The following is a 14,041-nucleotide window of genomic DNA, read 5'->3' on the forward strand; positions in this document are numbered from 1 at the left end:
CGTGTGCGTTACGCGGCCGCCCTCGCCAGCGCCGCGTCGATCCGGGCCAGCGCCTTCTGCTTGCCCAGGACCTCCAGGGACTCGAAGAGGGGCAGGCCGACCGTGCGGCCCGTGACGGCGACCCGGACGGGGGCCTGCGCCTTGCCGAGCTTGAGGCCGTGCGCCTCACCGGCGGCCAGGACGGCCTCCTTGAGGGACTCGGGGGACGTCCAGTCGGCCGCGTCCAGCTTCTCGCGGGCGGTGCGGAGCAGGGCGTCCGAGCCCTCCTTCATCGCCTTGTTCCAGGAGGCCTCGTCGAAGACCGGCTCCGGCAGGAACAGGAAGTCGACGTTGTCCGTGATCTCGGAGAGGACCTTCAGGCGGGTCTGCGCGTGCGGCGCGATCGCCTGCCACTTGGCCTCGTCGAAGTCCTCCGGAGACCAAGGGGCGACGGGGGCCTTCAGCCACGGGCGGCAGCGCTCGGTGAAGTCCTTCACCTCCAGCATGCGGATGTGGTCGGCGTTGATCGCCTCGCACTTCTTGAGGTCGAAGCGGGCCGGGTTGGGGTTGACGTCCGAGACGTCGAAGGCCGCGACCATCTCCTCGATCGAGAAGATGTCCTGGTCGGCGGAGAGCGACCAGCCGAGCAGGGAGAGGTAGTTGAGCAGGCCCTCGGGGAGGAAGCCGCGCTCCCGGTAGAGGTTCAGGCTCGACTGCGGGTCGCGCTTGGAGAGCTTCTTGTTGCCCTCGCCCATGACGTAGGGCAGGTGGCCGAAGGCGGGGGTCTCCTTGGCGATGCCCAGCTCGGTCAGCGCCTTGTACAGGGCGATCTGGCGCGGGGTGGAGGAGAGCAGGTCCTCGCCGCGCAGGACGTGGGTGATCTCCATCAGGGCGTCGTCGACCGGGTTGACGAGCGTGTAGAGCGGGGCGCCGTTCGCGCGGACGATGCCGTAGTCCGGGACGTTCTCCGGGAGGTACGTGATCTCGCCGCGGACCAGGTCCGTGAAGGTGATCGCCTCGTCGGGCATCCGGAAGCGGACGATGGGCTCGCGGCCCTGCGCCACGTACTCCTCGACCCGGGCGTCGCTCAGCTCGCGGCAGTGGCCGTCGTAGCCGGAGGGCTGGCCGGCGGCGCGGGCGGCCTCGCGGCGGGTGTCCAGCTCCTCCTGGGAGCAGTAGCAGCGGTAGGCGTGGCCGGCGTCGAGGAGCTTGGCGGCGACGTCCTGGTAGACGTCCATGCGCTGCGACTGGCGGTACGGCGCGTGCGGGCCGCCGATCTCGGGGCCCTCGTCCCAGTCGAAGCCCAGCCAGCGCATCGAGTCCAGAAGCTGCTGGTACGACTCCTCGGAGTCGCGGGCCGCGTCGGTGTCCTCGATGCGGAAGACCAGCGTGCCCTGGTGGTGCCGGGCGAACGCCCAGTTGAACAGGGCGGTGCGGACCAGGCCCACGTGGGGGTTGCCGGTGGGGGACGGACAGAAACGGACGCGTACGGGGGAGCCGGGTGCGCTAGCCACGCTTGACAACCTTGTTGGTGAGAGTGCCGATGCCTTCGATGCTGACGGCGACCTCGTCGCCGACGTTGAGGGGGCCGACGCCGGCCGGGGTGCCCGTGAGAATCACGTCGCCGGGGAGCAGCGTCATCGCCTCGGAGATGTTGACGATCAGATCCTCGATGGAGTGGATCATCTCGCTGGTGCGGCCGAGCTGGCGCTGGCCGCCGTTGACCGTGAGCTGGATGGTGAGATCGCTCGGGTCCAGGTCGGTCTCCACCCAGGGGCCCAGCGGGCAGGAGGAGTCGAAGCCCTTGGCCCTGGCCCACTGCTTCTCGCGGCGCTGCACGTCGCGGGCGGTGACGTCGTTGGCGCAGGTGTAGCCGAAGACGACGTCCTTGACGCGGTCGCGCGGGACCTCGCGGCACATGCGGCCGATGACGACGGCGAGCTCGGCCTCGTGGTGCAGTTCCTCGGAGAAGGAGGGGTACTGGATGGCGTCGCCGGGGCCGATGACCGAGGTGGACGGCTTGAAGAAGGCGAACGGGGCGTCGGGCACCTCGTTGCCGAGTTCGCGGGCGTGCTCGGCGTAGTTGCGGCCGAAGGCGACGACCTTGTTGGGGAGTACGGGCGGCAGGAGCCGCACCTTGCTCAGGGGCACCTTGGTGCCGGAGAGCTCGAAGTCCGCGAACGGGATGCCCTTGATGATGTCGAGGACGAGCTGGTCCGGCTGGTCGCCCTCGACCGCGCCGAAGGCGACGTTCCCGTCGATGGAGAACCTGGCGATGCGCACGGGTTGCTTGGCCCCTTGCTGAGCTGGCTGGAGTCTGACGCTCCAGGCTAACGCGGCAAGGCGGGGGCGCCTCGCGCATTACGTCCCGTGGCCCCGGGGGCGGCGGTTCGGCGCGCGGGCGCCCGTGTGCCCGTACGGCCGCCCTGAACGTCCGGCGGCCGGGTGACGTACTACTCTGCGGCGGAGGCCGCGACCGGCATCTCCATGAGCGTCGTGCGCCGGGGGTTGGCGGTCTGAGCGGGGAGCTCGACGGCGTGCTCCGGCTGCTCCGGCGTCCGCAGGTCGTCGGCACCGTCGAGGTGCGCCAGCGTCGTGCGTCGCGGGTTGGCGATCTTGTGGAACATCATCGTCGTCTTCACGGTTGTACGAGACCCTGTCGTGTCCGGGCGCCCGGGGACTGCAAGAACCCTTGCGAGGGCGCGGGTTGTCGGTTTTGCCTTCTCTGTAAAGCGTCAGGCTAAACATGCGATTCCCCGCCAACCCGAGCGAGGCCCATGATCTACGTGTGAGTTTGCTCACTTATCAAGGGTCAAACCGGTCAATTCAGGCTCCCGCATCAGCGCGACGAAAGCGACATTGCCCACCTGAACCCACCATTCCGCTCCTGATCATGTCGACTGGGACACCCGCCGGGCGTCGACGACTCGCGGATATACGTCCGTTTTGCGGGTGATCATTTTCTACGTCCGGTGACTCGGCCCTCACGTGCTGTCACCTATGTCACGGGCTGCCCCATGGGCCTTGTTGGAGATCCTGCACTGTGCTGGAATTCCACGGACCGCTGCGGGATCGAGCCGGCGCACAGGGGGCGCACACCAGCGCCGAGCGGCGGCGAGATGGGGGAACCAGCGCCGGTCACTCACGACCACCACGGGGGCGTATTCAGGGCGCCCCTATGACGCCGACACCGTGCCCGTCCGTTCACGCGGAAGGGCGCCTGGTCCAGAGGTTGCGACGCTAGTGCAGGGACGTTTCAAGAGGGATGGCAGCGCTTCGGCGGAGCCGGAGCCGCAGCACGGCGGGACTGGCCCCAAGGCCGTCAGCTCCTCGCCCCAGCACGCCCAGAACCCGGGTCAGGGCCAGTCCGGCGACAACGGCGACCGCCCCGGTCAGGCCGGGACGTCGTCCGCCGCCGGCCAGAAGCCGCCCGCGAAGCCGGCCAAGGGCTCGACCGGCCCCGGCCCGCGAATAGCCCTGCGCAACTGGCGGATCTCCACCCGTCTGGTGTCGCTGCTCGCGCTTCCGGTGGTCGCGGCCACCTCGCTGGGCGCGCTGCGCATCAACCAGTCGATGGACGACATCCAGCAGCTCGACAACATGAAGCTGCTGACCGAGATGACCAAGCAGGCCACCGAGCTGGCCGCCGCGCTCCAGGAGGAGCGCGACCAGTCCGCCGGTCCCCTGGCGCACGGCTCGACGTCCAGCGCGATCGCGGTCAAGGGCGACCGGGAGAAGACCGACCGGGCCCTGAAGAACTTCCTCGACCAGTCCGAGGAGATCGACGCCGCCAGCAAGGACGGCAACCTCGTCGGTGTCCGCGACAGCCTCGTCGGCCTCGCCAGCGACCTGAACGATCTGAACAAGATCCGCAGTACCGCCTATCAGGCCGAGGAGAACTCGACCCAGACCGTCGAGGCCTACCACCGCCTGATCACCCACCTGCTCGACCTCTCGCAGGACATGGCGGAGGCGACCAGCAACCCCGACATGATCCAGCGCACGCGCGCCCTGTCGGCCTTCTCCTCGGCCAAGGAGTACGCGTCGATCCAGCGCGCGGTCCTCGCGGCCGCGCTGCCCGCGAACACCACCAGCAAGGGCAAGCTCTCCGAGAACGACCGGCTCTACGCCCAGTCGGCGCTGCAGAGCCAGACCTCCGAGGTCCGCAGCTTCACCAGCATCTACGGCGACGGCGCCGAGGAACTCCTCAAGCCGATCTCCGAGGGCAACCCGGTGATCGAGTCGTCCGACCAGTACGCCGGCCGCGCGCTCGGCCAGGTCAACGGCCTGGCCGACCTCAAGACCCGGTCCTACCAGGACTGGCTGGACGACAGCTCCACCAAGATCCAGCAGATGAAGAACATCGAGCTCAAGCTGCTGGAGGACATGGAGCAGCAGGCCCGCGAGCTGCGCAGCGAGTCGGAGCGCGAGGCGATCATCTCCGGTGTGCTGATCCTGATCGTGCTCGGCGTCTCCCTGGTCGGCGCCTTCGTCGTGGCCCGCTCCATGATCCGGTCGCTGCGCCGCCTGGAGGACACCGCGACCAAGGTCGCCCAGGACCGCCTGCCCGAGCTGGTCAAGCAGCTCTCCGAGACCGACCCGCAGGACGTCGACACCTCGGTGGAGTCGGTCGGTGTGCACTCCCGGGACGAGATCGGCCGAGTGGCCGCGGCCTTCGACGACGTGCACCGCGAGGCGGTCCGCCTCGCCGCCGAGCAGGCCCTGCTGCGGGGCAACGTCAACGCGATGTTCACCAACCTCTCGCGCCGCTCCCAGGGTCTGATCCAGCGCCAGCTGTCGCTGATCTCGGAACTGGAGTCCCGCGAGGCCGACCCGGACCAGCTGTCCTCGCTGTTCAAGCTCGACCACCTCGCGACCCGCATGCGTCGTAACGGTGAGAACCTCCTCGTCCTCGCCGGTGAGGAGCCGGGCCGCCGCTGGACCCGGCCGGTCCCGCTGGTCGACGTGCTCCGCGCCGCCGCCTCCGAGGTGGAGCAGTACGAGCGCATCGAGCTGTCCTCCGTGCCGACCACCGAGGTCGCCGGACGCGTGGTCAACGACCTCGTGCACCTGCTCGCCGAGCTGCTGGAGAACGCGACCTCGTTCTCCTCCCCGCAGACCAAGGTCAAGGTCACCGGTCACGCGCTGCCCGACGGCCGTGTGCTGATCGAAATCCACGACACCGGTATCGGCCTCTCGCCGGAGGACCTGGCCGCGATCAACGAGCGGCTCGCCTCGCCGCCGACCGTGGACGTCTCCGTCTCCCGCCGCATGGGTCTGTTCGTGGTCGGCCGCCTCTCGCAGCGCCACGGCATCCGCATCCAGCTGCGCCCGTCCGACTCCGGTGGTACGACCGCGCTGGTCATGCTGCCCGTCGATGTCGCCCAGGGCGGCCGCAAGCCGCAGCCCAAGCCGGGTCAGCCCGCCTCGGGCAACGGCGGTCCGGCCGCCGCGCAGGCCGCGGCCGGTGTCGCGGCGGCCCGGCGTGGTGGCGGCCAGGGCGGTGGCGCCCTCGGTGGCGGCGGTGCCTTCGGCGGCGGTGGCGGTGCCCTCGGCGCCGGTGCGCCGAGCGGTGGCCGGCTCGGTGCCGGTCAGGGGCCGCGGGCCGCACTGCCCGGGCGTGACGCGGGCGGTCGCCCGGGTGCGCCGGGCGGCGCGCGCGGGCCGCAGTCCCCGGCGGGACCGAACCAGCAGAACCGCCCGGCTCCGGCCGGCGCGGGTGCGGGTGCCGGTCAGGCGCCCGGTGCTCCGCAGGGCCTGCAGGCCGCGGGCATGAACGCGCCGCAGGGCAACGCTCCGCAGGGCAACACCCAGCAGGGCCAGGACGCCTTCGGTGGCGGACGCGGCCCGTCCGCGCCCCCGCAGCGCGGCAAGCGCCGCGGCAAGGGGAACGGCGACGCCGAGCAGGGCCGTCGCCCGCAGCTGCCGCCGCGCGGCGGTCCGCGGGCCGAGCTGCCCGGCGGCAACCCGCAGCCCCGTACCCCCAGCTGGAGCGACGAGAACGCGCAGCCGCCCGTGCCGCGCGCCTCGCTGGACGCCCCGCGCGGCCACGAGGAGCCGGACAGCTCGCGTACGGACCGCACGCCGCGCTTCGACGACCGGCAGGGCCCGGGCTCGACCACCGAGATGCCGGCGGTTCCCCGGCTCGGCGAGTCCCAGGGACCCGGCGCCACGGCCGAGTTCGCCCGCCCGGACTTCGACGCCCCGGCACCTCGCCGGGACGACCCGCAGAACGCGGGGCGGTTCGCCCAGCCCGGTCATAACCAGGCCGGTCAGAACCAGACGGGCCAGAACCAGGCCGGTCAGAACCAGTACGGCCAGGACCAGTACGGTCAGGGCGGAACGCACGCCGCCCCGCAGAACGACCAGTTCGCGCGGCCCGAGCCGGCCGCCCCGCAGCAGAACGGCGGCTCCTTCGTCCGCTCGGACGTCTTCGGCGGACAGCCCGGCCAGGCCGGCCCGGCCTCGACCGGCCCGTTCAACGGCGCCCAGGGCTTCGACAACGGCTCGACCGGGCAGCACCGCCTGCCGGAGCGTCAGAACCCGGCCCCCACCGGCCAGTTCGAGCGCCCGCAGGTCAACGGCGCGCACGGCGGGAACGACTTCGGCGCCCCGCAGCCGCCGGCCCCGCAGCAGCGTCCGGCCCACCAGGAGCCCGCGGGTGGGAACACCAACGGGACCGCCGCGCAGCGGCCGGGTGACGGATGGGCCCTGCCCCCTGCCTCCGGCCCCGGTGACGGACGTACGCCGCTGTACGACACGCTGGAGACCAACTGGTTCCACGGCGACCGCGAGGCGAGGGCCCAGCAGGGCGCCCCGGCCGCGGCCCCGGAACCGCAGGCCCCCCAGCCCCAGACCCCGGCGGCCCCTCAGCGGCCCGCCACCTCCTCCTGGCGCAGCTCGCCGAACGACGACCTCGTCCGGCAGGCCGAGCGCGTACGGCAGCCGGCGGCCGGCGGGATCACCACATCCGGCCTGCCGCGCCGGGTGCCCAGGGCGAACCTCGTCCCGGGCACGGCTCAGCAGCAGTCGCACCAGAACGGTCCGCAGGTATCGCGTGCGCCCGACGAGGTGCGCGGCCGGCTGACCAATCTCCGTCGGGGAATCGCACAGGGCCGCCAGGCCGGGACCAACCAGACCGGCAGCTATCCGCGGCCCACTCACCAGCAGGAGCGTTAGTTGAGCCCGATGAGCCAGGCGGCACAGAACCTCAACTGGTTGATCACGAATTTCGTGGACAACACCCCGGGGGTGTCCCACACCGTCGTCGTGTCCGCGGACGGACTCCTTCTGGCGATGTCGGAGGGCTTTCCGCGCGACCGCGCCGACCAGCTCGCGGCCGTCGCCTCGGGGCTGACCTCGCTGACCGCCGGGGCGTCCCGGATCTTCGAGGGCGGCGACGTGGCACAGACGGTCGTGGAGATGGAACGCGGGTTCCTTTTCCTCATGTCCGTCTCGGACGGCTCGTCCCTGGCCGTCCTCGCCCACCCGGAGTGCGACATCGGCCTCGTCGGCTACGAGATGGCACTCCTGGTCGACCGCGCGGGGGCGGTACTCACGCCCGACCTGCGCGCTGAACTACAAGGAAGTCTGCTCCACTGAACGGCCCCGGCACCACCCGTGTTACCAAATCACCGTCCGGCCGCCACAATCCCCCCACCGGCCTCGTCAGACGGCACGACTGACCAACCTGCTGTCCCGCCCGGAGGATTCATGACCCCGCCCACCGCCTCTCATGATCCGTACGCGGAGCCGTACGAGGACGAGGGCGACCAGCCGCTGGTACGTCCGTACGCGATGACCGGCGGCCGGACGAGGCCGCGCTACCAGCTCGCCATCGAGGCGCTGATCAGCACGACGGCCGACCCGGCAGCGCTCATGGGGCTGCTTCCCGAGCATCAGCGCATCTGCCACCTGTGCCGCGAGGTGAAGTCGGTGGCCGAGGTGTCGGCCCTGCTGGCGATGCCGCTCGGCGTGGCCCGGATCCTCGTCGCGGACCTCGCGGAGGCCGGGCTGGTCGCCATTCACCAGCCTGGCGGCGACGAGAACAACGGCGGTGCGCCGGACGTGACACTGCTCGAAAGGGTGCTCAGTGGACTTCGAAAGCTCTGACGGGGGTCGGGCGACCACCTCCGCGAAGATCGTGGTGGCCGGCGGCTTCGGCGTCGGCAAGACCACGTTCGTGGGCGCCGTCTCCGAGATCAACCCGCTGCGCACCGAGGCCGTGATGACCTCTGCCAGCGCCGGGATCGACGACCTGACGCACGCCGGGGACAAGACGACCACCACGGTCGCCATGGACTTCGGCCGCATCACGCTCGACCAGGACCTGATCCTTTACCTGTTCGGCACGCCGGGCCAGGACCGTTTCTGGTTCATGTGGGACGACCTGGTGCGCGGCGCCATCGGCGCGGTGGTGCTGGTGGACACGCGGCGGCTGGCCGACTGCTTCCCCGCGGTGGACTACTTCGAGAACTCGGGCCTGCCGTTCGTCGTCGCGCTCAACGGCTTCGACGGACAGCAGCCGTACAACCCGGACGAGGTGCGCGAGGCGCTACAGATCGGTCCGGACACCCCGATCATCACGACCGACGCCCGGCACCGCGCCGACGCGAAGAGTGCGCTGATCACGCTGGTGGAGCACGCGCTGATGGCACGCCTGCGGTAGGTACGCGGGCGGCCGCGGCCAAGTCGGCAGGGGTCTACGGCACTTGTCGTAGGCGGGGCGGAGCCGACTGTGTCCTTTGACACGGTCGGCTCCGCCGTTCATAACGTTTCGGCAGAGGAATCGGGTGGTACCGACACGCGACGCGGTCAACTGGTCTCGCTGCGCGCACGAACGCCCCGTCTTTTGACGGTCCTCGCTCTTTATGACCGTTTTACGCGGGGCTTACATCACGTGTAACCCCCGCGTTCCACTGTTTGGAAGAGCGCTGGTCGCCGTGCTGGAATGCCAGAACTGCCCAATGGTCAAAGACGTACTCAGCAGTAGTGCGTACCCGATGACGGACTGGGCTCTGAGACACAGCGGCACGACATAGGTGCCGACCGCCGAGAGGTTGTTGGTCGAGTGAGGCGAAGCAAGAACAGTCCCGAGCCATCGGCCCGGGGCAACTTCACCCCGCCGCCGCGCACAGCGGCGCCCGCCCCCGTGCCCGCTTCGGAAACCAAGGCCGAACCCGCCCCGAGCGGCGGCCGTTTCTCCCCGCGCAACTGGCGGGTGACCACCCGGCTGAACGCGATCCTGCTCATTCCCGTGCTGGTCGGCCTCGTCATGGGCGGCTTCCAGGTGAAGAGCTCGATCGACACCTGGTCGGACGCCGAGGACGCCGAGAGCACCGCGCGCCTGGTGCGGGCCTCCCTCGGCTACGCCAACGCCCTCTACAACGAGCGCGACCTCACGGCCGCCCCGCTGCTGCAGGGCAAGGGCCAGGAGGACGCGACCGTCACCAAGGCCCGCCAGACGACCGACCAGGCGGCCGACGCGTTCGACGAGGCGGCCCAGGACATGCCCGGCAAGGCGGGCCTTGAGCGCCGTCTGAAGGTCTTCCGCGAGCAGGAGCCCAAGCTCCAGACGCTGCGCGTGGCCGCGTACACCTCCAAGCTCAAGGGCGTGGAGACCGAGGAGGGCTACACCGGGATCGCCCACCCCCTGATGGAGTTCGCCAACGAACTCGGTCTGGGCACCGGCAACATCACCTCCTACGGCCGTACCGTCTACGCGATCTCGCTGACCAAGGCGGCGCTCTCCCTGGAGCGCTCCATCGGCATGCACATGCTGGTCAAGCCGGGTCCGGACCCCAGCCACCTCGCCAGCCAGCGCGTCGCGCTCTCCTCGTACGCGTACCTCGAGCGCATCGCCATCGAGGAGTACATCGGCGGCGGTACCGAGGCGGACGCGCAGAAGCTCGAGGACGCCGAGGCGCAGCTCAAGACGGACGGTGCGGCCATGGCCAAGGAGGCCAAGGCCAAGGACCCGGACTACGTGCCGCCGCCGGCCAACCCGACGACGATGATCTCGGAGCTGGCCCGGCTGGACTCGACGGACCCCAGTGCCCGGGCCGACCTGGCCGAGCAGGGCATCACGCCGGAAAACTGGTGGGCGGTCAACACCCTCAAGTTCGACGCGTACCAGAAGATCGAGTCGGACCTCGCCGACAAGGCGGTGTCCGAGGCGTCCACGATCGCCGACGACGCCGAGCGGGACGCCTACATCACGGGTGCCGCGGTCGTCATCGCGCTGCTCGCCGCGTTCATCCTGGCCGGCATGGTGGCCCGCCAGATGAGCCGCTCCATGCGCCAGCTGCGCAACGCCGCCTTCGGCATCGCCGAGCAGCGCCTGCCGATGCTGGTCGACCAGCTCTCCCGTACCGACCCCGGCCGGGTCGACACCCGGGTCCAGCCGATCCCGATCACCTCGACCGACGAGATCGGCGAAGTCGCCCGCGCCTTCGACCAGGTGCACCGCGAGGCCGTCCGGCTCGCCGCCGAGCAGGCCCTGCTGCGGGGCAACATCAACGCGATCTTCACCAACCTGTCGCGCCGCAACCAGTCGCTGATCGAGGGCCAGCTGAGCCTGATCACCGACCTGGAGAACAACGAGGCCGACCCCGACCAGCTGGAGAACCTCTTCCGGCTGGACCACCTCGCCACCCGTATGCGCCGCAACGGCGAGAACCTCCTGGTCCTCGCCGGCGAGGAGCCCGGCCGCCGCTGGGACCAGCCGGTCCCGCTGGTCGACGTGCTGCGCGCCGCCTCCTCCGAGGTGGAGCAGTACGAACGCGTCGAGCTGTCCGGCGTCCCGGAGGCCGAGATCCACGGCCGTGCCGTGACCGACCTCGTGCACCTGCTGGCCGAGCTGCTGGAGAACGCGACGACGTTCTCCTCCCCGCAGACCAAGGTCCGCGTCACCGCGACCCGGCTGCCCGACGGCCGCGTGATGGTCGAGATCCACGACAAGGGCATCGGCCTGACCGCCGAGGACTTCGCGGACATCAACCACAAGCTGGCCAACCCGCCGACCGTGGACGCCGCGATCTCGCAGCGCATGGGCCTGTTCGTGGTCGGCCGGCTGTCGGACCGGCACGGCATCCGCGTCCAGCTGCGCCCCTCCGGCGAGCAGGCGGGCACCACCTCGCTGGTCATGCTCCCGGACGCCATCACGCACGGTGGCGGTGGCGAGCAGCAGCGCGACGAGTTCACCGTCTCGCAGATCATCCCGGAGCAGAACTTCCAGGGCGGCGAGAGCTTCGGTCAGGTCGGTCAGCCCATGCGGACCGCCGCCGAGCTGGGCTTCGACGACAGCCGGTACTCCGAGGTCCCCGACGACATACGCGAGCTCGACCCGGTCGGCCGCTCGCTGATGCGCGAGGAGCGCCGCGCGGCCCTGGAGTCCCAGTCGAATCCCGAGCTGCCCGGTCCGGCGGACCACGGCGGCCGCGAGGAGGCCGCGACGCCCGGGTACCAGGACCAGTTCACCGGACAGCAGCCGGTGTACGACCAGGGTCAGAGCGGCTACCAGGAGCAGCAGACCGGGCAGACCGGCGGGTACGACCAGCGGTCGTCGTACGCCGATCAGCAGCAGACGTCGTACGACGAGCAGTACTTCGCGCCGGGCGGCGGCATGCCGCAGGGCGAGGCGTACCCGGCGGGCGGCGGCTACCAGGACCCCTCCTACCCGGAACAGGGCCGAGGCGGGCACCAGCCGGCGGGCACCGACGCCCAGGAGGCGTACTCGCCCTTCGAGCAGCGGCGCCACCAGGACGACTGGCCCCAGCAGGACGGTTACCAGAACGGGTACCAGCACCAGAACGGTTATCCGGACCAGTACCCCGCGGGTGCTCCGGAGGCGGAATCCGTGCAGGCCGCTGACGTGAACGAGGCGGACCGCGTAGGCTTCGACCGTCCGGGCGCGGCCCCCTCCGCCGCCCACCGGATGACCGACGCCGGTCTTCCCCGCCGCGGATCCACCGCGAGCGGCGCGGGCGATGCGGGACGTGTGGGCCAGGAGGCGCCGGCCGCCGCCCCGGAGGCGGGTGGCACGGACAACTGGCGGTCGGCCAACGACGACCGCTGGCAGCAGGCCTCGGCGCTGCGCAAGCCCAAGGCGGGCGGGGTCACCTCCTCGGGCCTGCCGCGACGGGTACCCAAGGCCAACCTGGTCGAGGGCGCCGCCGAGACCACTCCACAGGGAGGCCCACAGGTCTCCCGCGCCCCGGAGGACGTCCGGGGCAGGCTGAGCAACCTGCGGCGCGGCGTCGAACGAGGCCGCAGCGCAGGCAGTGAAACGAACGGCCAGGACACAAGGAATGAACACCGTGGTCCTGACAGCACCTACAACCAGGAGCGTTAGTGTGAGCCCGATGAGCCAGGCGGCGCAGAACCTGAACTGGTTGATCACCAACTTCGTGGACAACACCCCGGGGGTGTCCCACACGGTGGTGGTCTCCGCCGACGGACTCCTTCTGGCGATGTCCGAAGGGTTCCCGCGCGACCGTGCCGATCAGCTCGCGGCCGTCGCCTCCGGCCTGACCTCGCTGACCGCCGGTGCCTCGCGCATCTTCGAGGGCGGCAGCGTGAACCAGACGGTTGTGGAGATGGAGCGGGGATTCCTCTTCATCATGTCCATTTCCGACGGCTCGTCCCTCGCGGTTCTCGCACACCCGGAGGCGGACATCGGTCTCATTGGGTACGAGATGGCCCTTCTGGTGGACCGTGCCGGCACGGTCCTGACGCCGGATCTGCGGGCTGAGCTCCAAGGGAGCCTTCTCAACTAAAGGACAGACGGTGCGTTTTGGCGTCCCGTGGCCGTAAAGTTTCGGGACGCGGCTCCACAGTGATGGATGCCAGGCACAGTCGGAGGAGGAAAAAGTGGCAACACCCCCAGGCGGTCCGTCTTCGGGCAACTGGTCGTACGGCCCTGGCCAGGGTCAGAACGACGGCTCGGCAAACGGATACGGCTACCCCTCCGTGCCGAGCCACCGGCAGCCGTACGCGCCGCAGGGCCCCGGCCCTTCGCCGTACGACCAGCCGCACGCTCCGCGCATCCAGCCCGTGCAGCCGCAGCGCCGCACCCCTGAGCCGGCGCCCGCCGGGGCGTCGAACAACCCCCTGGTGCGCCCGTACGCCATGACGGGCGGCCGCACCAGGCCGCGGTACCAGCTCGCCATCGAGGCGCTGGTGCACACCACCGCGCAGCCGCACCAGATGCAGGGCCAGCTGCCCGAGCATCAGCGGATCTGCAACCTCTGCCGGGAGATCAAGTCGGTGGCCGAGGTCTCGGCCCTCCTGACGATCCCTCTCGGTGTGGCCAGGATCCTCGTCGCCGACTTGGCGGAGGCGGGCCTGGTCGCCATCCATCAGCCCGGCGGCGACGAGAACGCCGGCGGCCAGCCAGACGTGACACTGCTCGAAAGGGTGCTCAGTGGACTTCGCAAGCTCTAGCGGAGGGCCTTCCCGCTCCACCACGTCCGCGAAGATCGTGGTGGCGGGCGGCTTCGGCGTGGGCAAGACCACGTTCGTCGGCGCCGTCTCGGAGATCAACCCGCTGCGCACCGAGGCCGTGATGACGTCCGCGTCCGCGGGCATCGACGATCTCACCCACACGGGGGACAAGACGACCACGACGGTCGCCATGGACTTCGGACGCATCACGCTCGACCAGGACCTGATCCTGTACCTCTTCGGTACGCCCGGCCAGGACCGCTTCTGGTTCATGTGGGACGACCTGGTGCGCGGCGCCATCGGCGCGATCGTTCTGGTCGACACGAGGCGGCTCGCCGACTGCTTCCCCGCCGTCGACTACTTCGAGAACAGCGGCCTGCCGTTCGTGATCGCGCTGAACGGCTTCGACGGCCAGCAGCCGTACAACCCGGACGAGGTCCGGGAGGCTCTGCAGATCGGGCCGGACACGCCGATCATCACGACGGACGCGCGGCATCGGGCCGATGCGAAGAGTGCCCTGATCACGCTGGTCGAGCACGCGCTGATGGCGCGGTTGCGCTAGCCGCGCAGCCTGCGGGCAGTCGTGCCGCTTGGGCGGCACGGGTGGGCGCAGGCGGCA

Annotated in this window: 11 protein-coding genes; 8 read left to right on the forward strand and 3 right to left on the reverse strand. The window is 70.6% G+C overall.

Annotated elements, in window-relative coordinates; translation table 11 throughout:
• Positions 1-8: 8 nt before the first annotated feature.
• From gltX to RI578_RS11695, 3 genes are all read right to left on the reverse strand, one after another.
• The gene (gene gltX, locus RI578_RS11685; protein WP_310871026.1) at positions 9-1,493 is read right to left on the reverse strand and encodes a glutamate--tRNA ligase; all 1,485 of its coding nucleotides are present in this window, start codon (positions 1,491-1,493) and stop codon (positions 9-11) included.
• Positions 1,486-2,262 (reverse strand): fumarylacetoacetate hydrolase family protein, encoded by a 777-nt coding sequence (locus tag RI578_RS11690; RefSeq protein ID WP_310871027.1) that lies wholly within the window; start codon positions 2,260-2,262, stop codon positions 1,486-1,488. The genes gltX and RI578_RS11690 overlap by 8 nt, the downstream gene beginning before the upstream one ends.
• Positions 2,263-2,432: 170 nt before the next feature.
• Positions 2,433-2,621, reverse strand: coding sequence for a hypothetical protein (locus tag RI578_RS11695; RefSeq protein ID WP_193776563.1), 189 nt, complete (start codon positions 2,619-2,621; stop codon positions 2,433-2,435).
• 601 nt (positions 2,622-3,222) lie between these two features.
• Between RI578_RS11695 and RI578_RS11700 the strand changes: the two genes are divergently transcribed.
• The 8 genes from RI578_RS11700 to RI578_RS11735 all read left to right on the forward strand — a co-directional run bounded on the left by RI578_RS11700 (position 3,223) and on the right by RI578_RS11735 (position 13,984).
• Positions 3,223-7,158, forward strand: coding sequence for a nitrate- and nitrite sensing domain-containing protein (locus RI578_RS11700; RefSeq protein ID WP_310871028.1), 3,936 nt, complete (start codon positions 3,223-3,225; stop codon positions 7,156-7,158).
• A gap of 9 nt (positions 7,159-7,167) precedes the next feature.
• Positions 7,168-7,581 carry a roadblock/LC7 domain-containing protein gene (locus RI578_RS11705; protein WP_005479910.1) on the forward strand — a complete coding sequence of 138 codons (414 nt, stop codon included), beginning with the start codon at positions 7,168-7,170 and terminating at the stop codon, positions 7,579-7,581.
• Positions 7,582-7,692: 111 nt separating this feature from the next.
• A complete protein-coding gene (locus tag RI578_RS11710) occupies positions 7,693-8,091 on the forward strand; it encodes a DUF742 domain-containing protein (RefSeq protein ID WP_003973454.1) in 399 nt (132 codons plus the stop codon).
• Positions 8,072-8,647: an ATP/GTP-binding protein gene (locus RI578_RS11715; protein ID WP_055421789.1), complete on the forward strand. Its 576-nt coding sequence runs from the start codon at positions 8,072-8,074 to the stop codon at positions 8,645-8,647. Before RI578_RS11710 ends, RI578_RS11715 begins: the two co-directional genes overlap by 20 nt.
• A gap of 402 nt (positions 8,648-9,049) precedes the next feature.
• Positions 9,050-12,331: a nitrate- and nitrite sensing domain-containing protein gene (locus RI578_RS11720; RefSeq protein WP_310871029.1), complete on the forward strand. Its 3,282-nt coding sequence runs from the start codon at positions 9,050-9,052 to the stop codon at positions 12,329-12,331.
• 10 nt (positions 12,332-12,341) lie between these two features.
• A complete protein-coding gene (locus RI578_RS11725) occupies positions 12,342-12,755 on the forward strand; it encodes a roadblock/LC7 domain-containing protein (protein ID WP_004983065.1) in 414 nt (137 codons plus the stop codon).
• Positions 12,756-12,849: 94 nt separating this feature from the next.
• Positions 12,850-13,422: a DUF742 domain-containing protein gene (locus RI578_RS11730; protein ID WP_053137547.1), complete on the forward strand. Its 573-nt coding sequence runs from the start codon at positions 12,850-12,852 to the stop codon at positions 13,420-13,422.
• Entirely contained in the window at positions 13,403-13,984 is a 582-nt protein-coding gene (locus RI578_RS11735) for an ATP/GTP-binding protein (protein ID WP_009314218.1), read from the forward strand. Before RI578_RS11730 ends, RI578_RS11735 begins: the two co-directional genes overlap by 20 nt.
• Positions 13,985-14,041: the final 57 nt, after the last annotated feature.

Source organism: Streptomyces sp. BB1-1-1 (assembly GCF_031597775.1).
Taxonomy (GTDB): Bacteria; Actinomycetota; Actinomycetes; order Streptomycetales; family Streptomycetaceae; genus Streptomyces; species Streptomyces thinghirensis.

What these genes read in the sequence shown, in the direction of transcription:
- RI578_RS11705 (WP_005479910.1), top strand. Translation starts at nt 7,168, where the DNA reads ATGAGCCAGGCGGCACAGAACCTCAACTGGTTGATCACGAATTTCGTG.
- RI578_RS11710 (WP_003973454.1), top strand. Translation starts at nt 7,693, where the DNA reads ATGACCCCGCCCACCGCCTCTCATGATCCGTACGCGGAGCCGTACGAG.
- RI578_RS11725 (WP_004983065.1), top strand. Translation starts at nt 12,342, where the DNA reads ATGAGCCAGGCGGCGCAGAACCTGAACTGGTTGATCACCAACTTCGTG.